This window comes from Burkholderiales bacterium, from assembly GCA_035560005.1.
GTDB lineage: Bacteria > Pseudomonadota > Gammaproteobacteria > Burkholderiales > Eutrophovitaceae > DASRFY01.
Genome location: DATMAN010000089.1, coordinates 1 through 22,406 on the forward strand (window position 1 = coordinate 1; position 22,406 = coordinate 22,406).

Here is a 22,406-nt window from a genome sequence, read left to right on the forward strand (position 1 = left end):
GGGTGGCGCCCTCGAGGGCCTCGACCACGAGGATGGGCGAGCCCTGCGAAACCTTGTCGCCGACCTTGACCCGCATCTCGCGGACGATGCCCCCAACGGGGGATGGGACTTCCATGGTGGCTTTGTCCGATTCCAGCGTGATCAACGAGTCCTCCGCCTTGATCACGTCGCCGGGCTTGACCAGCACTTCGATGACCGGAACGTCCTTGAAGTCCCCGATGTCGGGGACCAGCACATCTTTCAGGCTGCCCATTGCTCTCCCTGCCGTTGTTTTATGTAGCCCGGGCCCGTCTCACACCGTGGCCGGATTGGGTTTGTCCGGATCGATTCCGTACTTCTTGATGGCCCCGGCCAAGGCGGATGCCGGCATCGCGCCCTCGTCGGCCAGCGATTTCAAAGCGGCGAGCGTCACGTAGTACCGGTCGACCTCGAAAAAACGTCGCAGTTTTTCCCGGGTGTCGGAGCGCCCGAAGCCATCGGTGCCGAGCACATGGTAGCGGCCGGGAACCCAGCGCCGGATCCCGTCGGCGAATATGCGCATGTAGTCGGTGGCGGCGACCACCGGCCCCTGCCGGCCCTCGAGGCACTGTTCGACGTATGCCTTGCGGGGCTTGTCCTCGGGGTGCAGCATGTTCCAGCGCTCCACGTCGATGCCGTCGCGCCGCAGCTCGGTGAAACTCGGGCAGCTCCAGACGTCGGCCGCCACTCCCCAGTCGTTGGCCAACAGTTCCGCGGCCGCGATCACTTCGCGCAGGATCGTGCCGGAGCCGAGCAGTTGCACGCGCGGCTGCGTGGACTTCTTGCCGGTCTGCGCTTCCTGCAGCAGATACATGCCCTTCAGGATCCCCGATTCGGCGCCGGCCGGCATCGCCGGATGACGGTAGTTCTCGTTCATCACCGTGATGTAGTAGAAGACGTCCTGCTGCTCCTGGTACATCCGGCGCAGCCCGTCCTGAATGATGACCGCCAGCTCGTAGGCGAACGTCGGATCGTAGGAAATGCAGTTGGGCACGGTCGAGGACAGCAGATGACTGTGGCCATCCTCGTGTTGCAGCCCTTCGCCGTTGAGCGTGGTGCGCCCGGCCGTGCCGCCCATCAGAAAGCCGCGCGCGCGCTGATCTCCCGCGGCCCACGCCAGGTCGCCCACCCGCTGGAAGCCGAACATCGAATAGAAGATGTAGAAGGGGATCATCTGCACGCCGTGGGTCGAATACGAGGTGGCCGCGGCGATCCAGGAGGACATGGCGCCCGCCTCGTTGATCCCTTCCTGCAGGATCTGCCCGTGCTTGTCCTCCTTGTAGAACATGAGCTGATCGGCGTCCTCGGGCGTGTAGAGCTGGCCCACCGAGGACCAGATGCCGAGCTGGCGAAACATGCCCTCCATGCCGAAAGTGCGCGATTCGTCGGGCACGATCGGCACGACGCGGCTGCCGATCTTCTTGTCCTTCACCAGCACGTTGAGGATGCGCACGAAGGCCATCGTGGTCGACAGCTCGCGCTCGTCCGAACCCTTGAGCAATGCCTCGAACGCCGACAGCGGCGGAACCTCGAGCGCTTCGGCCCTGCGGCGGCGCGCCGGCAGATACCCGCCGAGCGCTTCGCGGCGCTCGCGCATGTACTCCAGCTCGGGTGAACCCTCCGCGAAGTTGATGAAAGGCACGTCGTCGAGCTTGTCGTCCGGGATCGGAATGTTGAAGCGGTCGCGGAACGCCTTGAGCGAGGTCGTGCCCATCTTCTTCTGCTGGTGGGTGATGTTCTGCGCCTCGCCGGCCTCGCCCATGCCGTATCCCTTGATGGTCTTGGCGAGGATGACGGTCGGCTGTCCCTTGTGCTTCACTGCGGCGGCGTAGGCCGCGTAGATCTTGTGCGGATCGTGGCCGCCGCGGTTCAGGCGCCAGATGTCGTCGTCGGTCATGTTCGACACCATGTCGAGCAGCTCCGGATACTTGCCGAAGAAGTGCTTGCGCACATAGGCGCCGTCCCTGGACTTGAAGGTCTGGTATTCGCCGTCGACGCACTCTTCCATGCGCTTCACGAGCAGGCCCTTGGTATCGCGGGCGAGCAGCGGATCCCAGTACGAACCCCAGATGACCTTGATGACGTTCCAGCCCGCGCCGCGGAAGTCGGCTTCCAGCTCCTGGATGATCTTGCCGTTGCCGCGCACCGGGCCGTCGAGACGCTGCAGGTTGCAGTTGACGACGAAGATCAGGTTGTCGAGCCGCTCGCGTGCCGCCACGCCGATCGCGCCCATGGACTCCGGCTCGTCGCATTCCCCGTCGCCCAGGAAGCACCACACCTTGCGGCCTTCGGTGTCGAGGATGCCGCGATCCTGCAGGTATTTCATGAAACGGGCCTGGTAGATCGCCATGATCGGCCCCAGTCCCATGGACACCGTGGGGAACTGCCAAAAGTCGGGCATCAGCCAGGGGTGCGGGTAGGACGACAGGCCCTTGCCGTCGACCTCCTGCCGGAAGTTGTTCATCTGTTCTTCGGTCAGCCGCCCCAGCATGAACGCGCGCGCGTAGACGCCGGGCGCCGAATGTCCCTGGAAGAAGACAAGGTCGCCGCCGTGGCTGGCCGAGGGTGCGTGCCAGAAATGGTTGAAGCCCACGTCGTAGAGCGTAGCCGCCGAGGCGAAGCTTGCGATGTGGCCACCGACGTTGGTGTGCTTGTTGGCCCGCACCACCATCGCCGCGGCGTTCCAGCGCACGTAGGACCGGATGCGGTGCTCGATCTCGTGATTGCCGGGCGACTTTTCTTCCCGACCGGGAGGAATGGTGTTGACGTAGGCGGTGTTGGCGCTGTAGGGCAGATACGCACCGCCGCGCCGCCCCCGCTCGATCAGCTGTTCGAGGATGTAATGAGCTCGCTCCGGCCCTTCGTATTTCAGGACTCCGTCGAGCGCATCCACCCATTCCTGAGTTTCTTGTGGATCGGGATCGGGAAGTGCTGCCATGGTCGGTCTCCACCCCTTTATGTGAGGCTGCGCAAGCGGCACCATCGTTTTTGACGCGCTGCCGCATCGTAAAAAATTATAGCACCCGGCCTCCGCCAAACCGTGTTGACTGGCGCTGATTTCCCAGCGCCACGGCATAGATGAACTGCTTCCGCACTGCTTCTGACGCTTATTTCTGCGCGGGCGGCAGGCGCCCCAAGAGATAGAACTCGTCGTTGGCGCGCATGTCGGTCAGGTGCGCCATGCGATTGGACAATGCGAAGAAGGCGGTGATCGCGCCGATGTCCCACACGTCCTCGGCGGAAAATCCGTGCCGGCGCAGCTCGGCATGATCTTCGTCGCCGATCAGTTCCGGCGTGCGCGCGAGCTTGCAGGCGAAGTCGAGCATCGCTTTTTGTCGCGGGCCGATATCCGCCTTGCGATGGTTCACGGCGACCTGATCCGCGATGCGCGGATTCTTGGCGTAGATGCGCAGGATCGCGCCGTGGGCGATGACGCAATACGGACACTGGTTCAGGCCGCTGGTGGCGACCACGATCATTTCCTTCTCGGCCTTGGAAAGACCGGAGTCCTTCAGCATCAGCGCGTCGTGATAGGCGAAGAAGGCGCGAAACTCCTCCGGCCGGTGGGCGAGCGTCAGGAAGACATTGGGGATGAAGCCGGCCTTTTCCTGGACTTCCAACATCCTCGCGCGGATGTCGTCCGGCAGGTCCTCGAGCTTCGGTACGGGGTACTTGCTGATCGGTTGCGCTGTCATGGGGGGTTCGTTTGCGGATGAATTGACCACAAAACCACGCAGGAAAGATCAATCGTATTTGCGCAAGTCGTCGATCACCTTGCCGTCGTTGGGCAGCGAGCCCGGCGCCACGAGCTTGACTTCGCCGCGCAACTTGGTGATCTCGCGCAGCGAGAGGGCGATCGCTTCGGTCAGCGCGCCGGAGGTTTCATGCACCTCGCAGTGCAAGGTCATGCGGTCGTTCCTCTGTGTGTCGTGCTCGACGCACAGGCGTGCCTTCACGATCTCGGGATGGCGCTTCACGAGCTGCCCCACCTGCGTGGGATGCACGAACATGCCTTTCACCTTGGTGGCCTGGTCGGCGCGACCCATCCAGCCTTTGATGCGGCGGTTGGTCCGGCCGCAGGCGCTCGTTCCCGGCAGAAACGCGGAGAGATCGCCGGTGCCGAAACGGATCAGCGGGTACTCGGGCGCCAAAATGGTGACCACGACCTCACCCACCTCGCCTTCCGCCACCGGGTCTGCGGAGCCGGGCCGCACGATCTCCAGTATCACGCCTTCGTCGAGCACCAGGCCGTTCATCGGCACGGTTTCGTAGGCGATCAGTCCGACATCGGCAGTCCCGTAACATTGGCGCACTTCGATTCCTCGGGCCTGGAGCATTTCCCGCACCGCGGGCAGCAGCGCTTCACCCGAGACCAGCGCGCGCTTCAAGCTGCTCACGTCGGCCTGCAGTTCGTCCGCCTTTTCCAGAATGATCTTCAGAAATGACGGCGTTCCGGCATAGCCGGCCGGCCTGAGGTCGGCGATCGCCTGGACCTGCATTTCGGTCTGCCCCACGCCGGCCGGGAAGACCGCGCAGCCGATCGCCTGGGCGGCTAGGTCGATCATGAAGCCGGCGGGCGTGAAGTGATAGGAGAAGGTGTTGTGGATCAGGTCGCCGGGCCGGAAGCCCGCGGCCCACAGCGCGCGCCCGAAGCGCCAGAAGTCGCCCGTCCGGCCTTGCGGATCGTAGATCGGCCCAGGCGAGGAGAACACTCGGCCGAGCGCGCCGAGGGGCACGGCGGTCATGCCGCCGAAAGGCGGGTCCTGCTTCTGCAAAGCGATCAGATCCGACTTACGCGTAACCGGAAGCGCGGACAGCGTTCGACGATCGCGGATCGAGGCGGGATCGACGTCTCGCAGCAGCCTCGCGAAATAGCGCGTATGCGTTTTCGCGTGCTCGATCAGGCCGGGCAGCATGGCGAACAGCGCGCGCTCGCGCTCTTCCGGTTTGCGGGTCTCGAGATCGTCGTAATGGCCCATGGCTACGGTGAGCCGTGACGCGCGAGGCGTGCGCAGTGAGGATCGGCACGCAGCTTCACACTCGGCGCGATGTGAACCGGCGATGCAGTTCTTGGCCTCACGGCGCAGCCCCAGCCGTTGTCACGCCAGCCAGCGCTTGCGGCGGCGGTAATGCTTGGCATCGCGAAAGCTCCTGCGCCCGGAGGCCGACAGGCCGAGGTAGAACTCTTTCACGTCCTCGTTGTTGGCGAGTTCCCGCGCCGGGCCATCCATCACCACGCGGCCACTCTCCAGAATGTAGCCGTATTCGGCATACCTCAGTGCGATGTGCGTGTTCTGCTCCGCGAGCAGAAAGCTCACGCGCTCCTTGCGGTTCAGATCGCGCACGATCTGGTAGATCTCTTCCACGACCTGAGGCGCCAGGCCCATCGATGGCTCGTCGAGCAGGATCGTGCCCGGGCGCGCCATGAGCGCGCGGCCGATCGCCGTCATCTGCTGCTCGCCGCCGGAGGTATAGCCTGCCTGCGTCTTGCGGCGCTGCGCGAGTCGCGGAAAGTAGGTGTACACCTTCTCCAGATCCTCGCGGATCTCGGCGCGGCGCGCGCTGCGCGTAAAGGCTCCGGTCAGCAGATTTTCCTCGACCGTCAGGTGCTGGAAGCAATGCCTTCCTTCCATGACCTGTACGACACCCAGTTTCACCAGCTCCCAGGGCGTCAGGCGGTCGACCCGGATCCCACGGTACTCGATGAAGCCCTTGGTGACTTCTCCGCGCTCGGTTCCGAGCAGGTTCGAGATCGCCTTCAGCGTGGTGGTCTTGCCGGCGCCATTGGCGCCGAGCAGGGCGACGATCTGCCCTTGCTCGACTTTCAACGACACGCCTTTCAACACCAGGATGACGTGGTCGTAGATGACCTCGATGTTGTTGACGCTGAGCAGCGGCGCTGTCATTTCTCGACCGTTCGATCGGCTTTCACCCTTTCATGCAGGCAGGCTTGATGCCCTTTTCCTTCGCGTACTGGGCGGCGGACTCCTCGACCATCTTGCGCACCAGCGAGCGGTCGCCGCTCATCCAGTCGGAGGCCGGAACCCACTGCTTCCCGTCCCACTGCTGGAAGCGCACCAGGCCGGAGCCTTCGTGATCGGTGCACGACACCTTGAGCGTCGGGATCATTGCGCCGAAGCCGAGTTTGTCCAGCTGCCTCTGATCGATGTCCAGATTCTCGATGCCCCAGCGCACCTGCTCGCCGGTGAGCGGCTTCTTGCCGTACTTGCCCTGTGCGGTCCGCACCGCTTCCACGGTGATCATGGCCGCGGCCACCCCGCGGTTCCACAGCACTGTGCCGATCAGCTTCCTGTCCCCGCCTTTGCCCTTGCCGTAGACGAGTTTCTCGATGTCTTTGACCACTGGGAAGTCCTTGCCGGCCAGATTGAGGCTGGCCGCGTAGTAGCCCCTGGAAGCATCGCTTCCTGCCGCTTCGGTGTCGATCTCGGAGCCCGACCACCAGTTGCCCACCATCTTCTCGCGCGGGAAGCCGACCTTCTGCGCGGTCTTCAGCGCGGTGGCGTTCATCACGCCCCAGCCCCACAAGATCACCCAGTCGGGCCGGTACTGCCGGATCTGCAGCCACTGCGATTGCTGCTCGTTGCCCGGATGCGGAACCGGGACGAGCTTCAGTTCGAAGCCGTGCTTCTTCGCCTCGGCCTCCAGGATGGGTTGCGGTTCCTTGCCGTAGGGGGAATCGTGATAGAGCAGGACGATCTTCTTGCCTTTGAGCGCGCTCTCGCCGCCCTCTTTTTCGGCGATGAACTTGACGATGCCGGTGGCGCACGACCAGTAGTTCGACAGCAGCGGGAACACCCACGGGAAGACGCGCCCGTCCACTGCGTCGGTGCGCCCGTAGCCCAGCGTGATCAGCGGGATCCTGTCCGCCGGCGCCTTGTCGAGCAGCGAGTAGGTGATGCCGGTGGACATCGGATGGATCGCGGTGGGTCCGCTCGCCACGCGAGTCTTCACCCGCTCGTAGCATTCGAGCCCTTTGGTGTTGTTGTACTCGGTCTCGCACTCTTCCCACGACAGCTTCACGCCGTTGATGCCGCCGTCGCGCTCGTTGACCAGGTTCAGGTAGTCGATGAACCCGGTGAAGAAGGCCGCGCCGTTCGGCCCGTAGGGACCGACCCGGTAACCCAGGATGCCGATGAACTGGGTGCCCGGGGCTTGTGCCGGCACGGGCGCGGCGGTCATCACGGCGGCGGCGGCCAGCGCGAGCATGAGCGTTTTCCAGGCTTTCATGATCTCCTCCATTGAAGTTCGCCGCCCCTAGTACGGGAACGGCCAGAGTCGAAGCTTTTCCTTGGCGATCTGCCACAGTCTCGCCAGCCCATGCGGTTCGACGATCAGGAAGAAGATGATCAGCGCGCCGAACACCACCAGCTGGGCCATGGAAGTAACGCCGGCCTCCAGGTTCAGGTTGAACGCCAGGGCGCCTTCCGTCAACAGGATGTCCAGGAAGATCGGCAGCAGGGTGATGAAGGCCGCGCCGAGGAACGAGCCGAGAATGCTGCCCATCCCGCCGATGATGATCATGAACAGGATGCGGAACGACAGATCGAGGTTGAAGCCGTCGGGATCCACGCTGCCCAGGTAGGCGAAGGCATACAAGGCGCCCGCCACGCCGCAATAGAACGAGCTGACCGCAAACGCCAGCAACTTGGTGCGCACGATGGGAATGCCGATGACCTCGGCCGCCACGTCCATGTCGCGCACCGCCATCCACGCGCGCCCGATGCCGCTTCGCACCAGATTCTTGGCGGCGAGCGCGAGCACCACGGCGATGGCGAGCACGAGCAGGTATTTGCGCGCCGGGCTGTCGAACACGAATCCCATGATCTGCACCGGCTGCGTGGTAATCACCCCGGAAGGGCTGTAGTTGGAAAACCAGCCGACCTTGGTCAGCAGCCAGGGAATGAAGAACTGCGCGGCGAGCGTTGCCACCGCCAGATAGAAACCCTTGATCCTCAGGCTGGGCAGTCCGAACGCGATGCCGATCAGCGCGGCCGCGAGGCCGCCGAGCGCGAAGCTCGCCAGCGCCGGCATCCAGGGCAGGCGCAATTCGATGTTGTAGGCGGCAAAGGCGCCGACCGCCATGAACGCGGCCGAGCCCAACGAGAGTTGCCCCGCATAACCGGTCAGGATGTTCAGCCCCAGCGCCGCCAGCGAGATGATCAGGAACGGAATCAGGATCGCGGTCAGCCAGTAGTCGCTGGCGATGCCCGGGACCACCGCGAAGGCAATGACCAGCAGCGCGATGAAGCCGATCCGATCCTGCCGGATCGGAAACAGCGCCTGGTCTTCGGCGTAGCTCGCCTTGAACTGTCCGGCTTCGCGGTAGAACACGGTCGAAGTTCCTAGCGTGGCGAGGGGCGAGGCGCGAGGAGTGAGGAACCGGCCGAAAGCCCCACGGCATGCAAGACGATGACGCTGACCAAGGCCGATGGCGTGGCCTGCACCGTTGCGGAGGGCCGCCGCCGCGGCCGCTTTTCGCTCCTCGTCCTCACTGCTCTTTGCTCACGCCTGCAGCCTTTCATACTCTGTCGATGTGTTTCTCGCCGAACAATCCCTCGGGGCGCACCAGCAGGAACAGCAGCGCGGCCACGTAGGCGAACCAGCCCTCGATGCCCCCGCCCAGCACAGGCCCCAGGTAGACCTCCGCGAGCTTTTCCGCCGCGCCGATGATCAGTCCCCCGACGATGGCGCCGAGCACCGAATCGAAGCCGCCGAGGATGAGCACCGGCAAGGCTTTCAATGCCACGAAGGTCAGCGCGAACTGCACGCCGTTGCGCGCGCCCCACATCAGGCCCGCCACCAGCGCGACGAAACCCGCCACCGACCAGACGATCGCCCAGATGGTCTTCAGCGGAATGCCCACCGACAGGGCGGCTTGGTGATCATCGGCCACCGCGCGCAGCGCGCGCCCGACGCGCGTGACCTGGAAGAACACTGCGAGCACGGTCACCAGAACGCCGGCGACCAGGGCCGCAGTCAGGTCGAAACGGCTGATGACCATGTCGAGCTCTTGCAGCAGCGCCGCGATGGGCTCGTCCTTCAGTCCGATGTCCAGCGGATAGACCTTGGCGCCCCACATCAACTGCGCCACGCCTTCGATGAAGAACGCGAGCCCGATCGTGGCCATGAACAGCGTGATCTGCGGCTGGTTGACGAGCGGCCGCAGGACGATCCGCTCGGTGAGCACGCCCAGCGCGATCATCGTGGCCAGCGCGATCGCGAAGGCCCACCAGAAACCCAGCGCGTAGTGCTCGCGCAGCCCCACGAAGGTGAGCGCGGCGAAGAACACCATCGCGCCCTGGGCGAAGTTGAACACGCCCGAGGCCTTGTAGATCAGCACGAAGCCCAGTGCCACCAGCGAGTACATGACCCCCGCCAGCAGCCCGCCGATCAGCACTTCGAAGAAGAAACCCATCGTCGCCTCAGTGACGGGTGAGGATCGAGGAGAAAGCGGTCGACCGCCACGCTGCGCGCGCGGTGGGGCGGACGCTGGTTCGCTTCGTCACGGCTCACCCGTCGTTGCACTCGAGCGGGCCACACCGAGGTAGGCGTCGATCACCGCCTGGTTGCCGCGGATCTCATCCGGCGTGCCATCTCCGATCTTGCGCCCGTAGTCGAGCACGACGATGCGGTCGCAGATGTCCATGACCACCCCCATGTCGTGCTCGATCAGCACGATGGTGGTGCCGAACTCGTCATTGACGTCGAGCACGAAACGGCACATGTCCTGTTTTTCTTCGACGTTCATCCCGGCCATCGGCTCGTCGAGCAGCAGCAGCTGCGGCTCGGCGGCGAGTGCCCGCGCCAGCTCCACGCGCTTCTGCAATCCGTAGGGCAGCCTTCCGACAGGGGTCTTGCGCACGTGCTCGATCTGCAGAAAGTCGATGATGTGCTCGACTTTTTCGCGGTGGCGCAGCTCCTCCTTCAGATTTGGGCCCCAGTAGATCGCCTGCTGCAACAGGTTCGATCTCATCTTCTGGTTGCGGCCGGTCATTATGTTGTCGAGCACCGTCATGCCCTTGAACAACGCGATGTTCTGGAAAGTGCGCGCGATGCCCATGCGCGCGGCCTGATACGGCACCATCCTTGTCCAGGCCTCGCCCTTGAAGCGGATCGTGCCCTTCTGCGGCCGATAGACGCCGTTGATGACGTTGAGCATCGAGCTTTTCCCCGCCCCGTTGGGTCCGATGATCGCCAGGATCTCGTGCTCGCGCACGTGAAAGCTCACGCCCGAGAGCGCGTGCACGCCCCCGAAGGACAACGAAACGTCCTCCACGCTGAGGATCGGTTCTCCGAGCACGCGCGCAGCCGTCATGCCGCCTTCAAGGCTTGGCCGGGGGGCAGCGGCCGCACGTCGCGGATCGCGACCTCCGCGGTGATCTTTCCGCGCCGGCCGTCCTCGAACTTCACTTCGGTCTCGATCTGGCAGCGCGGCGCACCCGCGTACAGCGCCGCGACCAGCGGCGCGTACTTCTCGGCGATGAACCGGCGGCGGACCTTGCGGGTGCGCGTCAGTTCGTCGTCGTCGGCATCCAGTTCCTTGTGCAGCACCAGGAAGCGCCGGATCTGAGAGCCGGCCAGATGCGGCTCGCGGGCCAGATCCGCGTTGACCTGTTGCACGCACTCCTGGATCAGCGCGTAAACCTCGGGCTTGGCCGCCAGGTCCACGTAGCCGGCGTAGGGCAGGCCGCGCTTTTCCGCCCAGTTGCCCACCGCCTGCATGTCGATGTTCACAAAGGCGCAGACCATGTCGCGCCGGTCACCGAAGCACACGGCTTCCTTGATGTAGGGGAAGAACTTGAGCTTGTTCTCCAGGAACTGCGGCGCGAACAGGGTGCCGTCGTTGAGCCTGCCGACGTCCTTGGCGCGGTCGATGATCTTGAGATGCCCGTCCGCGTCGAAGAAGCCCGCGTCGCCGGTCATGAAGTATCCGCCGGGCGCGATCGATTCCGCAGTCGCCTCCGGGCGCTTGAAGTACTCCTTGAACAAGCCCGGGGTCTTGACCCAGATCTCTCCGCTCTCCGCCACTTTGACCTCGACCCCGGGCAGCGGCCGGCCGACCGTATCGAGCTTGGCCTCGCCGTTGGGCTGGCGGCAGACGTAGACCGCGGTCTCGGTCTGCCCGTAGAGCTGCTTCAGGTTGATGCCGATCGAGCGGTAGAAGCGATGAAGATCCGGGCCGATGGCCGCACCGCCGGTGTAGGCCACGCGGATGCGGCTTAGCCCCAGCACGTTGCGCAGCGGTCCGTAGATCAAGAGGTCGCCGAGCCAGTACCGCAGACGGTCGGCCGCCGCCACGGGCTTGCGATCGAGGATCTCGGCGCCGCAGCGGCGCGCCACGCGCATGAAGTAGTGGAACAGCCATTTCTTGATCCGCCCGGCGTCGTCCATGCGGATCATGACCTGGGTGAGCAGGTTCTCGAACACGCGCGGCGGCGCGAAATAATAGGTGGGGCCGATCTCGCGCAAGTCGGTCATCACCGTCTCCGACGATTCCGGGCAGTTCACGGTGAAACCCGCCACCAGCGCCTGCGCGTAGGAAAACAGATGGTCTCCGACCCACGCCATGGGCAGATAGGAGAGCACCGAATCGTGCTCGTTGAAGCCGTCGAACGCGACGTCGCCGCGCGCCGCGGCGATGAAGGCCCGGTGCGTCAGACACACGCCCTTGGGCTTGCTGGTGGTGCCGGAGGTGTACAGGATCACCGAGACGTCCTCGGCGCGGCCGGCATCGACCTCCTGCGCGAAGAACCGCGGATTTTGCACGTCGAGCTCGCGTCCGATCTGGCGCAGCTCGTCGTAGGGCATGAGCTGCGGCTGCGCATAGTTGCGCAGGCCGCGCGGATCGTCGTAATAGATACGACGCAGGCGTGGCGCCTGCGGCAGCAGCTCGAGCAGCTTGTCCACCTGCTCCTGGTCCTCGACGATGGCGAACTCGATCTCCGCGTCTTCGAGCACGAACAGCATTTCCTGCGCGATCGAGTCCTGGTAGATCGGTACCGGGACCGCGCCCAGCGCCTGGGCCGCGGCGAAGGCCCAGTAGAGCCGCGGGCGATTGTCGCCGATGATGGCGAGGTTCATCCCGCGCCGGAATCCCTGCGCGTGCAGCCCGCAGGCGAGCCAGCGCACTTCGGTGGCAACCTGCTCCCAGCTCCAGCTCTGCCAGACCCCGAGATCTTTCTCGCGGATGGCGATCGCCTGCGGCCGTGTGCGCGCATGCTGCAGCAGCAGCCTGGGAAAAGTGTCGGCCACCGCCGCTGAGGCGGCCGCGGACTGCGTCAAGTGATCTCCTCCTGGTGGGTCCGGCGTCGAGCCCTCGCGGGCCGGACCGAGCGGACCGGCTGCCTGCCGGTTTTGGCAAAGCTTACTATGGGCCGGCACGGCTGCCGACCCCTTCGTGTCGCGACCCTACCGGCTGCGGCTGCGCATGGCTGTCGTTTCGCCGACAATTCCTGCCCGTGCCGACCCTGTCCGAACACCTGCGGGCCACGCTCTGGGCCCGAGCTTTGACCGAAGAGCAGATGAGCCGCGTGGAACGCGAGGCCGAACAGCGGTTCTGCGCGGCGGGCACCGCGGTGTGCCGCAAGGGCGAGCCGGTGGACGCCTGGATCGGCGTGCTCGAAGGCCTGGTCAAGATCCACGCCGTGTCGGCCGACGGCCGTTCGGTCACTTTCACCGGCATTCCCGCCGGCGGCTGGTTCGGCGAAGGCTCGCTGCTCAAGGCCGACCCGCGCAAGTACGATGCCTTGGCGCTGCGCGACTCGCGCATCGCCCGCATGCCGCGCGCCACGTTCGAGTGGTTGATCGACAACAGCATCGGCTTCAACCGCTTCCTGCTGCGCCAGCTCAACGAACGCCTCGCCCAGTTCATCGCGCTCGTCGAGTACGAGCGCCTGCTCGATACCGATGCCCGCGTGGCGCGCTGTCTCGGCGAGCTGTTCAACCCCGTCCTCTATCCGGGCATCGGTCCGCGGTTGTCGATTTCCCAGGAGGAGATCGGCTACCTCACGGGCGTGTCCCGCCAGCGCGTCAACCAGGCCCTGCAAAGGCTGGAGCGCGAAGGTCTGCTCACGGTGGGATACGGCGGGGTGGAGGTGCTCGACGTCGACAAGCTCCGCAGCTACGGCGCCTGACCGCGCGCCGTGCCGGCTTGACGCGCGATCGTTCTCGCCAGGCGGCTCAACCGCCGATCGGCGATGCCGTGCCGTTCCAGGCTTTGCGCGGTCTGCACGAGGTAGTCCGTGCAGGCGCCGAAGTGGCCGCGCGCGCCGAGCACCGTGGCCACGATCTGCTCGTCGGTGAGGCGTCCCGCGTATCCGGGCTTGCTGCGGTCCACGACGAAGGCGATCGACCGCACCGGACCGCCGTGGGTGAGGGCCGTGACCCAGCGCGGCAGATAGGTACCCGTCAGCATCTCGCGCCGCCAGAGCAGTTTCAGCTCCTCGTCGAGTCCGTGTTCGTGCAGGCGATACACGATCCCGCCGCAGCAGCCCCCACGATCCAGTCCGAGCACCAGTCCCGGCCGCTCGGGCGAGCCGCGGTTGATCCTCGACCAGAGGTAGAAGCCGCGGTGGTAGCCGCGCAATCGCGCGACGCGGCGCTCGGCGTATTTCAGCAGCGGGCTCCAGATGAGCGAGGCGTAGCCGAACACCCAGACCGGCGCGCCCGGGGGGCGTTCGGCCAGGGTCGCGGCCAGCGACCGGGCGAGCTGCTCGTCGCTGAGCAGCAGGTGGCCATAGCCGGCGGCGCGCACGGCCCGGCGTACGCCGTCGCGCTCGAGGAAGGATCGATCCACGCTCATCGCGGCCTGCCTCGATCGCTGCGACACGCGGGCCGAGCCTGCCGGCGCGCCTACTTCCGGTAGGCCGCGACCGGCAGCACGGGGACGTTGGCGAACTGCGCGGGCACTTCTCCGGTCAGGCTTTCCAGGAACGCAACGATGTCCGAAACATCGGCATCGGTCAGCTCGCGGCCGAGCTGCAGTTTGGCCATGATGCGCACTGCGTCGCGCAGTTCCGCCACCGAGCCGTCGTGGAAGTAGGGCGGGGTCACCGCGACGTTGCGCAGTTGCTGCACCTTGAAGATGTAGGCGTCGGCCTCGTTCTTGGTGTCGTGGAACCGGCCCTTGTCGCGGCCCTTGAACAGATCGATCTCCTCGCTGCCGGTCAGGGTCCAGTAATCCTGGGTGATGCCGAACTTCTGGTACATCTGTCCGCCGACCACCACGCCGTTGTGGCAGCCGGCACAACCGACGGCGATGAACTTGTCGAGCCCACGCTTGGCCTGGGCGCTGAGCGCCGACGGGTCGCCGGAGAGATAACGATCGAAGGGCGCGGGCGTGAGCAGAGTCCGTTCGTAGGCACCGATCGCCCTGCCCCAGTTGTGCGCCGTCACCGGCTCGGGCTCGTTCGGGAACGCCTTTTCGAACAGGGCGCGATAGCCGGGCAGCGCCCGCAGCCGCGCTTCCGCCGCGGCGTAGTCGGCGTTTCCGTAGGCAAGGGGGCTGATGAGTGCCTTTACGGCTTGCTCCTCGACGTCGACCCGGTTGCCGCCGTAGTGCTGAACGAACTGCAGTGCCGTGTTGAAAACGGTTGGCGTGTTGCGTGGCAGGATCTTGCCCTGGTTGCCGACCGTGCGCGGTAGCGGCTCGGCGCCGTAGAACGAAGGCAGGTGACAGGCTGCGCAGCTCACCCGGCCGTCGGTCGATACCCGGTTCTCGAAAAACAGCGCCCGGCCGAGCGCGACCAGCTCGGGGGTCACCGGCCGCTCGGGCGTGGCGGCATTCGCCGGCAGCGGCTTGAACAACTGCTGCGCCCGGGCGAGCAGCGCCGCATCGTCGGCGAACCCCGGAACGGCATTGAAAGCAGCCATTGCCGCGAGCAGCACGGCGCACCTTGTGACTGGTCTTTCGATCTTCTTCATGATGCTTCTCCTGTTCATGCTCTAGCGATTGAGGGCTTGTGAGGGTTCGTCGCGCGGGCCGTGAAACGGTTGCCGCGCGCGGCGTGTCAACTGTCGATCCGGCAGTAGATCTCCAGGCAGTTGTGCTCCGGGTCGAAGATCCGGAAGGAAGCGAACTCGCTGCCTTCGGCGATCGAGGCGTCGAACTTGCCGGCCCATTCGGCGAGCACCTTCATGTTGGGCACGCGCAGGCCGAAGTGCAGCTCCGGGGCACGCGCGACCGGCTCTCCCTTCTGAAAGACGATCAACACACCCGGCCCGCGCACGCGGTGGCCGTCGGCTTGCAAGCCGAAGGTCTGCGCGTACCAGCGCGCCAGCCCCGCGGGATCGCGCGCGGGCATGTTGAGGTGCTCGAGGCGAAAGGCGGGTTCTTTCATCGTGATCGGCTTTCTGCAAGCAACGGGAGTGAGGCGCGGGGCATCGGGCGCGCTACATGTTCCTGCGGTACTGGCCGCCCACCTCGAACAGCGCCTGGGTGATCTGGCCCAGCGAGCAGTAGCGCACCGCGTGCATCAGTTCGCCGAACACGTTGCCGTTTTCCACGACCACCTGCTTGAGCCGCTCGAGCGCGGCGGGCGCCTGCGTGGCGTGGCGTTGCTGGAACTCGCGAAGCCTGCGGATCTGTCCCTGTTTCTCCTCTTCGCTGGAGCGCGCCAGGGGGATCGTGCCGCCGTGGTCCTTGCCGTCCGGATTGCGGAAAGTATTGACGCCGATGATCGGGTAGGAGCTGTCGTGCTTCTTCATTTCGTAGTACAGCGACTCTTCCTGGATCTTGCCGCGCTGGTAGCCGGTTTCCATCGCGCCGAGCACGCCGCCGCGCTCGGAGATGCGCTCGAATTCCTGCAGCACGGCCTCCTCCACCAGCTCGGTCAGCGCTTCGATGACGAACGAGCCCTGGTTGGGATTCTCGTTCTTGGCCAGCCCCCACTCGCGGTTGATGATGAGCTGGATCGCGAGCGCCCGTCTCACCGAATCCTCGGTCGGCGTGGTGATCGCCTCGTCGTAGGCGTTGGTGTGCAGCGAGTTGGCGTTGTCGTAGGTGGCGATCAGCGCCTGGAGCGTGGTGCGGATGTCGTTGAAGGCGATCTCCTGCGCGTGCAGCGAGCGGCCGGAAGTCTGGCAGTGGTACTTCAGTTTCTGGGAGCGCTCGTTGGCGCCATAGCGGTGCTTCATCGCGATCGCCCAGATCCGGCGCGCCACGCGCCCGAGCACGCTGTACTCTGGATCCATGCCGTTGGAGAAGAAGAACGACAGATTGGGGGCGAACTCGTCGATCGCCATGCCGCGCGCCAGGTACGCTTCGACATAGGTGAAGCCGTTGGCCAGCGTGAACGCGAGCTGCGAGATCGGATTGGCGCCGGCCTCGGCGATGTGGTAGCCGGAGATGGACACCGAGTAGAAGTTTCTCACCTTGTTGGCGGTGAAATACTCCTGGATGTCGCCCATGACCTTCAGCGAGAAATCGGTGGAGAAGATGCAGGTGTTCTGGCCCTGATCTTCCTTCAGGATGTCGGCCTGCACCGTGCCGCGCACGTTCTCCAGCGTCCAGGCGCGGATTCTGGCGTACTCCTCCGGGCTGGGCTTGCGGCCGTGCTGTTGCTCGAACTTCTCGGCCTGCTGGTCGATCGCGGTGTTGAGGAACATCGCCAGGATGGTGGGCGCCGGACCGTTGATCGTCATCGACACCGAGGTCATCGGGTCGCACAGGTCGAAGCCCGAGTAGAGCACCTTCATGTCGTCCAGCGTGGCGATGGACACGCCGGAATTTCCGATCTTGCCGTAGATGTCGGGGCGCTCGTCAGGATCGTGCCCGTACAGAGTGACCGAATCGAACGCGGTCGAAAGCCGCTTGGCCGCGTAGTCCTTCGAAAGGAACTTGAAGCGCGCGTTGGTGCGGAACGGGTCGCCCTCGCCGGCGAACATGCGGGTCGGGTCCTCGTTCTCGCGCTTGAACGCGAAGACGCCGGCCGTGTAGGGGAAGCTGCCCGGCACGTTTTCGCGCATCAGCCACCACAGAATCTCCCCCTCGTCCTCGTAGCGCGGCAGCGCGACCTTGGGCACGCGCGTACCGGAGAGCGAGGTGTGGAAGAGCTTGGTGCGGATCTCCTTGTCGCGCACCTTCACCACATGCTCCTCGCCCGAGTAGGCCTCCTTGACGCGGGGCCAGCCTTCCAGCAGGGCTCTGGCTTCCGGGTCCAGTGCCGCTTCGCGTTGTGCGACGAGTTTGTCGATCGCCTCGCAGGCAGCCTCTGCACCCGTGCGGGCGGCGGCCGGGGCGAGCTCGAGCATCTGTCGCGTCGCTCTGAGCTGCTGGCGCTCGCGCGCCAGCCTGGACTGCTCCGCCGCCCGCCGATGGTAGTCGCGCACCGTCGCGGCGATCTCCGCGAGATAGCGGACGCGGGCCGGCGGCACGATCACGTTCTGCCCCGAGGGGTGCTTGACCGTCACGGGCTTGAGCCGCCCGTCCTTCAGCGGCAGGCCGCGTTCGGCGAGCTTGAGCTTGATGGCATGGTAGAGCGCGGTCACGCCGTCGTCGTTGAAGCGCGAGGCGATGGTGCCGAATACCGGCATGTCCTCCACCGGAACGCCGAAAGCCTGGCGGTTGCGCTGCATCTGCTTGCGCACGTCGCGCAGCGCGTCCAGCGCGCCGCGCCGGTCGAACTTGTTGATCGCCACGAAGTCCGCGAAATCCAGCATGTCGATCTTCTCGAGCTGGCTCGCCGCGCCGTATTCGGGCGTCATGACATAGAGCGAAAAGTCCACGTGCGGCACGATCGCCGCGTCGCCCTGGCCGATGCCCGAAGTTTCCACCACCACCAGGTCGAAGCCCGCCGCCTTGCAGGCCGCGATGACATCCGGCAGGCAGGTGGAGATCTCGTTGCCCGCCGCGCGGGTAGCGAGCGAGCGCATGTAGATGTTCGGGTGGTTGATGGCATTCATGCGAATGCGATCGCCCAGCAAGGCGCCGCCGGTCTTGCGGCGCGAGGGATCGACTGCGACGAGCGCCACCTTCACCGTGTCCGCCTGGTCGTGGCGCAGCCGCAGAATCAGCTCGTCGGTCAGCGAGCTCTTGCCCGAGCCGCCGGTGCCGGTGATTCCAAGCACCGGCACGTTGTCGCGCGCCGCGGCGCGCTTGAGCAGCTCGCGGTGCAGCGGTTCCGGCAGCGCCGAGTTCTCCAGCGCGGTGATGACGCGGGCCAGCGTTCGCGTTTCGCCTTCCAACAGCGCCTCGAGCCGCGCCGGCAGCTCGGCGCACAGGTCGCGGTCGGCCTTGCGGATCATGTCGGCGATCATGCCCTGCAGGCCGAGCTTGACGCCGTCTTCCGGGGAATAGATGCGCGCCACGCCGTAGCCGTGCAGTTCCTCGATCTCGTGGGGCACGATGACTCCGCCGCCACCGCCGAAGACCCTGATGTCGCCTGCGCCGTGGCGGCGCAGCAGATCCACCATGTACTTGAAGAACTCGATGTGGCCGCCCTGATAGGACGAGATCGCGATGCCGTGAACGTCTTCCTGGATGGCCGCTGCCACGATTTCGGCGACCGAACGGTTGTGGCCGAGGTGGATGACTTCCACGCCGGAGGACTGCAGGATCCGGCGCACGATGTTGATGGAGGCGTCGTGGCCGTCGAACAGGCTGGCGGCGGTGACGAAACGGATCCGGGCCGCGGCGCGCGCGTCCTGAATCGAGGGTTTGAGGCTCAAGTCGGTCATGGTTCTGATTCTCTCCAGGGCGACCCCGGGGGATGCCTTCCGGCCGGCAGTACCGGGATTATGGTTTGCGTCGACCTTAGCGTAAATGTGGAATCGTTCGATGTGCCCGCCGATGCGTCGTTACGCGGCGAGGTGGACGTCAGGCGCGCGCAGTTGCCGCAACAGGCGCTCGCGCTCGGCGGCCGCCGCCGCCAGACTGCGCGCCTTGACGTGCCCGAAGCCGCGGATGCGCTCCGGGACTGCGGCCAGGGCCAGCGCCGTCCGGTGGTTGGCGGGGGAGAGTGTGTCGGCCAGCTCTTCGATGAGCGCCTCGTACTCGCCGATCAGGCGTCGCTCCGTCTTGCGCTCGGCGCTGTACCCGAACGGATCGAGCCAAGTACCGCGCAACCCCTTGAGCCTGGCCAGCACGCGGAACGCAATGCCTACCCATGCCCCGTACTCGGACTTCACGAGCCGGCCCTGGGCGTCGCGCCTGGCGATGAGCGGTGGCGCCAAGTGGTACTTCACCCGCAAGCGCCCTTCAAAGGTCTCGGCGAGCCGTTTCTCGAAGTCACCGCTCGCATACAGCCGCGCGACCTCGTACTCGTCCTTGTAGGCCATCAGCTTGAACAGCGCCTGCGCCACCGTCTTCGCCAGCGCCTCGCCCCCGACCGCGGCCGCCTCGGCGGCACGGACCTTCTCCACCAGTTGCGCATAGCGCCGGGCATAGGCCGCGTTCTGGTATTCGGTGAGGAAGGCCACGCGTCGGCGCACCAGCGCTTCCAGTGACTGCGGCATCTGCACGATCACCGGTCGCGCCGGCGTGGCCAGCCTTTCGACCTGCTGCAGATCCACCGCCGCCCGGCGGCCCCACTCGAAGGCCAGTTTGTTGGCCTCCACCGCCACCGCGTTCAGCTCGATCGCGCGCAGGATGGAAGCCGGCTGCAGCGGGATCAGCCCTTTCTGGCAGGCGAACCCCAGCATGAACAGGTTGGTCGCGATCGCGTCGCCCAGCAGCGCGGTGGCCAGCCGTGTGGCGTCGAGATAGTGGGCGCGACCGCCGACGGCTTCGTCGATCAACGCCCGCACTGCGGACGCCGGAAAGCGCCAGTCGGGGTCTCTGGCGAACTGCCCCGGCGGCTGCTCGTACAGGTTGATTACTGCCACCGTGCGCCCGGGCCGGGTCTTGGCGATGGCGTCATGGGCGCCGGCGGTGAGCATGTCACAGCCCAGAATCAGATCGGCTTCCCCGGTGGCGATGCGCTGGGCGCGGATTCTCTCCGGCGAGCGCGCGATGCGCACGTGCGAAGTGACCGCGCCGTTCTTCTGCGACATGCCGGTCATGTCGAGCGCGGAGATCCCCTTGCCTTCCAGGTGCGCCGCCATCCCGAGCAGGGCGCCGATGGTGATGACGCCGGTGCCGCCGATGCCGGTGATGAGGATGTTGTAGGCGCTGTCCCCGAGCGGCGCGATGGCGGGCTCGGGCGGCGGCTCGGAGGCCGGCGCGTGTCGCGCGGCTCTGGTCTTGCGCGGCGTGCCGCCTTCCACCGTGACGAAGCTCGGGCAGAAGCCCTTGAGGCAGGAGTAGTCCTGGTTGCAGGCAGACTGGTCGATCATGCGCTTGCGACCGAACTCGGTCTCCAGCGGCAGGATCGACACGCAGTTCGACTGCACGCCGCAGTCGCCACAGCCCTCGCACACCGCCTCGTTGATGAACACACGCGAAGTCGCCTGCGGATACGCCCCCTTCTTGCGGCGCCGGCGCTTTTCCGCCGCGCAGGTCTGGTCGTAGATCAGGACCGACACACCGGGGTATTCGCGCAACTGGCGCTGTACCGCGTCCAGGTCCTTGCGGTCGTGCAGCGTGACGAATGGCGGCAGGGCCGAGCGGTCGGCATAGCGCGAGGGATCTTCGCTCACCACCGCGATGCGCCGTACGCCTTCTGCGCTCATTTCCCGAGCGATCTGCGGCACGGACAGCGGCCCGTCGATCGGCTGGCCGCCGGTCATCGCCACCGCATCGTTGTAGAGGATCTTGTAGGTGATGTTGACCCCGGCGGCGATGGCGGCGCGGATTGCGAGCGAACCGGAGTGGAAATAAGTGCCGTCGCCCAGATTCGCGAAGACGTGCTTGCGCCTGGAGAAGGGCGCCTGGCCGATCCAGGTCGCACCTTCCCCGCCCATCTGCGTGAGCGTCCGGTTGTGCTCGGGATAGATCGAGGTGGCCATCACGTGGCAGCCGATGCCAGCCAGCGCGACGCTGCCGTCCGGCACCCGGGTCGAGGTGTTGTGCGGGCAGCCGGAGCAGTAATACGCCGGCCGCGGCGGCGTGTTCACCGCTTTCCTGAGCACCGCCTCCTTCGCCTCCAGGAACGCCAGCCGCGCCTTGATCCGGTCGCTCGGATGGAAGCGGGCCACTCTTCCAGCGATCACCCGCGCGATCTGCGCGATGGAGAAATCGCCCTTGGCCGGCAGCAGCCACTGGCCGCGCGGATGTACCCACTCGCCGGCTTCGTCGAACTTGCCGATCACCCGCGGGCGCACGTCCGGATGCCAGTTGTACAGATGCTCCTTGAGCTGGTATTCCACCATCTGGCGCTTCTCTTCCACGACCAGGATTTCTTCCAGGCCCCGGGAGAATTCGCGCACACTGTCCGGTTCCAGCGGCCAGGGCATCGCCACCTTGAAGACGCGAATGCCGATCTGCGCCGCGCCGGCCTCGTCGATGCCCAGTTCTTCCAGTGCTTCGAGCACGTCCAGGTACGACTTGCCGGAAGCGACGATGCCCAGCCGCGCGCGCGGCGAATCGATCGTGGTGCGATTGAGACGATTGGCGCGCGCATAGGCGATGGCGGCATAGATCTTGTAGTCCTGCATCAGCGCTTCCAGCGTGCGCGCCTGCTGCGCCAGCCCGTCGGTGAGCAGTCGTGTGTTCATGCCGCCTTCGGGCGCGACGACGTCCTCGGGCAGCGCGATGCGCACGTGGGCGTGGTCGGCCTCGATCGAAGCCGAGGACTCCACCGTGTCGGCGAGCGCCTTGAAGCCCACCGCGCAGCCGGAAAAGCGCGACATCGCGAAACCGTGCAGGCCCAGCTCGATGTACTCCTGCACGTTGCACGGATAGAGCACCGGGATCATCGAGGCCGCGAACAGGTGGTCGCTCTGATGCGGCAGGGTGGAGGAGTAGGCGCCGTGATCATCGCCGGCCACCAGCAGCACGCCGCCGTGCCGGGCGGTGCCCGAGAAGTTCATGTGCTTGAACACGTCGCCGCAGCGGTCCACGCCCGGCCCTTTGCCGTACCACATGGCGAACACGCCGTCGTAGTCGGACTCGCCCACGAGCTTCACCTGCTGGGTTCCCCACACCGCCGTGGCGGCCAGCTCCTCGTTGACGCCGGGCTGGAAGTGGACGTGGTGCGCGGCCAGATGCGGTTGCGCCTTCCACAGCGCTTCATCGAGCCCGCCGAGCGGCGAACCGCGGTAGCCGGAGACGAAGCCCGCGGTATTCAGTCCGACGGCGAGGTCGCGCCGGCGCTGCACCAGTAGCAGACGCACCAGCGCCTGGATGCCGGTCAGGTAGACGCGCCCCCGATCCGACGTGTACTTGTCGTCCAAACTCACTGCTTGCATGTACTGCTCCTCCAGTAGTCCGTTGCCGTCGTAGGGCAACGCCGTCTGCCGGCCCGGCCGACCGGGTCGGTCGGCCGCAGCCG

At 65.8% G+C, this 22,406-nt stretch carries 16 protein-coding genes; 1 reads left to right on the forward strand and 15 read right to left on the reverse strand.

Going from position 1 to position 22,406, the window contains the following annotated elements; translation table 11 throughout:
• The 10 genes from VNM24_13000 to VNM24_13045 form a co-directional block, all read right to left on the reverse strand.
• The coding region (locus VNM24_13000; GenBank protein ID HWQ39497.1) for a biotin/lipoyl-containing protein at nucleotides 1-253 on the reverse strand (253 nt) is incomplete at its 3' end.
• Between the two features lie 39 nt (nucleotides 254-292).
• Nucleotides 293-2,956: a pyruvate dehydrogenase (acetyl-transferring), homodimeric type gene (gene aceE, locus VNM24_13005; GenBank protein ID HWQ39498.1), complete on the reverse strand. Its 2,664-nt coding sequence runs from the start codon at nucleotides 2,954-2,956 to the stop codon at nucleotides 293-295.
• A gap of 169 nt (nucleotides 2,957-3,125) precedes the next feature.
• The gene (locus tag VNM24_13010) at nucleotides 3,126-3,713 is read right to left on the reverse strand and encodes a peroxidase-related enzyme (GenBank protein ID HWQ39499.1); all 588 of its coding nucleotides are present in this window, start codon (nucleotides 3,711-3,713) and stop codon (nucleotides 3,126-3,128) included.
• A 48-nt stretch (nucleotides 3,714-3,761) separates the two neighbouring features.
• Nucleotides 3,762-4,997: an AMP-binding protein gene (locus tag VNM24_13015; protein ID HWQ39500.1), complete on the reverse strand. Its 1,236-nt coding sequence runs from the start codon at nucleotides 4,995-4,997 to the stop codon at nucleotides 3,762-3,764.
• A 120-nt stretch (nucleotides 4,998-5,117) separates the two neighbouring features.
• Nucleotides 5,118-5,924, reverse strand: coding sequence for an ABC transporter ATP-binding protein (locus tag VNM24_13020; GenBank protein ID HWQ39501.1), 807 nt, complete (start codon nucleotides 5,922-5,924; stop codon nucleotides 5,118-5,120).
• 22 nt (nucleotides 5,925-5,946) lie between these two features.
• Entirely contained in the window at nucleotides 5,947-7,266 is a 1,320-nt protein-coding gene (locus VNM24_13025; GenBank protein HWQ39502.1) for an ABC transporter substrate-binding protein, read from the reverse strand.
• Between the two features lie 27 nt (nucleotides 7,267-7,293).
• The gene (locus VNM24_13030) at nucleotides 7,294-8,370 is read right to left on the reverse strand and encodes a branched-chain amino acid ABC transporter permease (GenBank protein ID HWQ39503.1); all 1,077 of its coding nucleotides are present in this window, start codon (nucleotides 8,368-8,370) and stop codon (nucleotides 7,294-7,296) included.
• 187 nt (nucleotides 8,371-8,557) lie between these two features.
• Nucleotides 8,558-9,454, reverse strand: a complete 897-nt coding sequence (locus tag VNM24_13035; GenBank protein HWQ39504.1) for a branched-chain amino acid ABC transporter permease — start codon at nucleotides 9,452-9,454, stop codon at nucleotides 8,558-8,560.
• Nucleotides 9,455-9,541: 87 nt separating this feature from the next.
• Nucleotides 9,542-10,354 carry an ABC transporter ATP-binding protein gene (locus VNM24_13040; protein HWQ39505.1) on the reverse strand — a complete coding sequence of 271 codons (813 nt, stop codon included), beginning with the start codon at nucleotides 10,352-10,354 and terminating at the stop codon, nucleotides 9,542-9,544.
• A complete protein-coding gene (locus VNM24_13045) occupies nucleotides 10,351-12,321 on the reverse strand; it encodes an AMP-binding protein (GenBank protein HWQ39506.1) in 1,971 nt (656 codons plus the stop codon). The genes VNM24_13040 and VNM24_13045 overlap by 4 nt, the downstream gene beginning before the upstream one ends.
• A gap of 239 nt (nucleotides 12,322-12,560) precedes the next feature.
• On the opposite strand from VNM24_13045, the gene VNM24_13050 reads away from it, so the two are divergent.
• The gene (locus tag VNM24_13050) at nucleotides 12,561-13,172 is read left to right on the forward strand and encodes a Crp/Fnr family transcriptional regulator (protein HWQ39507.1); all 612 of its coding nucleotides are present in this window, start codon (nucleotides 12,561-12,563) and stop codon (nucleotides 13,170-13,172) included.
• On the opposite strand, the gene VNM24_13055 is transcribed toward VNM24_13050, so the two are convergent.
• The 5 genes from VNM24_13055 to VNM24_13075 all read right to left on the reverse strand — a co-directional run bounded on the left by VNM24_13055 (nucleotide 13,160) and on the right by VNM24_13075 (nucleotide 22,323).
• Nucleotides 13,160-13,840, reverse strand: coding sequence for a gamma-glutamylcyclotransferase (locus tag VNM24_13055; protein ID HWQ39508.1), 681 nt, complete (start codon nucleotides 13,838-13,840; stop codon nucleotides 13,160-13,162). The genes VNM24_13050 and VNM24_13055 overlap by 13 nt on opposite strands.
• 50 nt (nucleotides 13,841-13,890) lie before the next feature.
• On the reverse strand, nucleotides 13,891-14,961 hold the full coding sequence (locus tag VNM24_13060) for a cytochrome c peroxidase (protein ID HWQ39509.1): 1,071 nt from the start codon (nucleotides 14,959-14,961) through the stop codon (nucleotides 13,891-13,893).
• Nucleotides 14,962-15,047: 86 nt separating this feature from the next.
• A complete protein-coding gene (locus VNM24_13065) occupies nucleotides 15,048-15,377 on the reverse strand; it encodes a hypothetical protein (protein HWQ39510.1) in 330 nt (109 codons plus the stop codon).
• A gap of 52 nt (nucleotides 15,378-15,429) precedes the next feature.
• Nucleotides 15,430-18,714, reverse strand: a complete 3,285-nt coding sequence (gene icmF, locus VNM24_13070) for a fused isobutyryl-CoA mutase/GTPase IcmF (protein ID HWQ39511.1) — start codon at nucleotides 18,712-18,714, stop codon at nucleotides 15,430-15,432.
• A gap of 120 nt (nucleotides 18,715-18,834) precedes the next feature.
• Entirely contained in the window at nucleotides 18,835-22,323 is a 3,489-nt protein-coding gene (locus tag VNM24_13075; GenBank protein HWQ39512.1) for an indolepyruvate ferredoxin oxidoreductase family protein, read from the reverse strand.
• Between the last annotated feature and the right edge of the window lie 83 nt (nucleotides 22,324-22,406).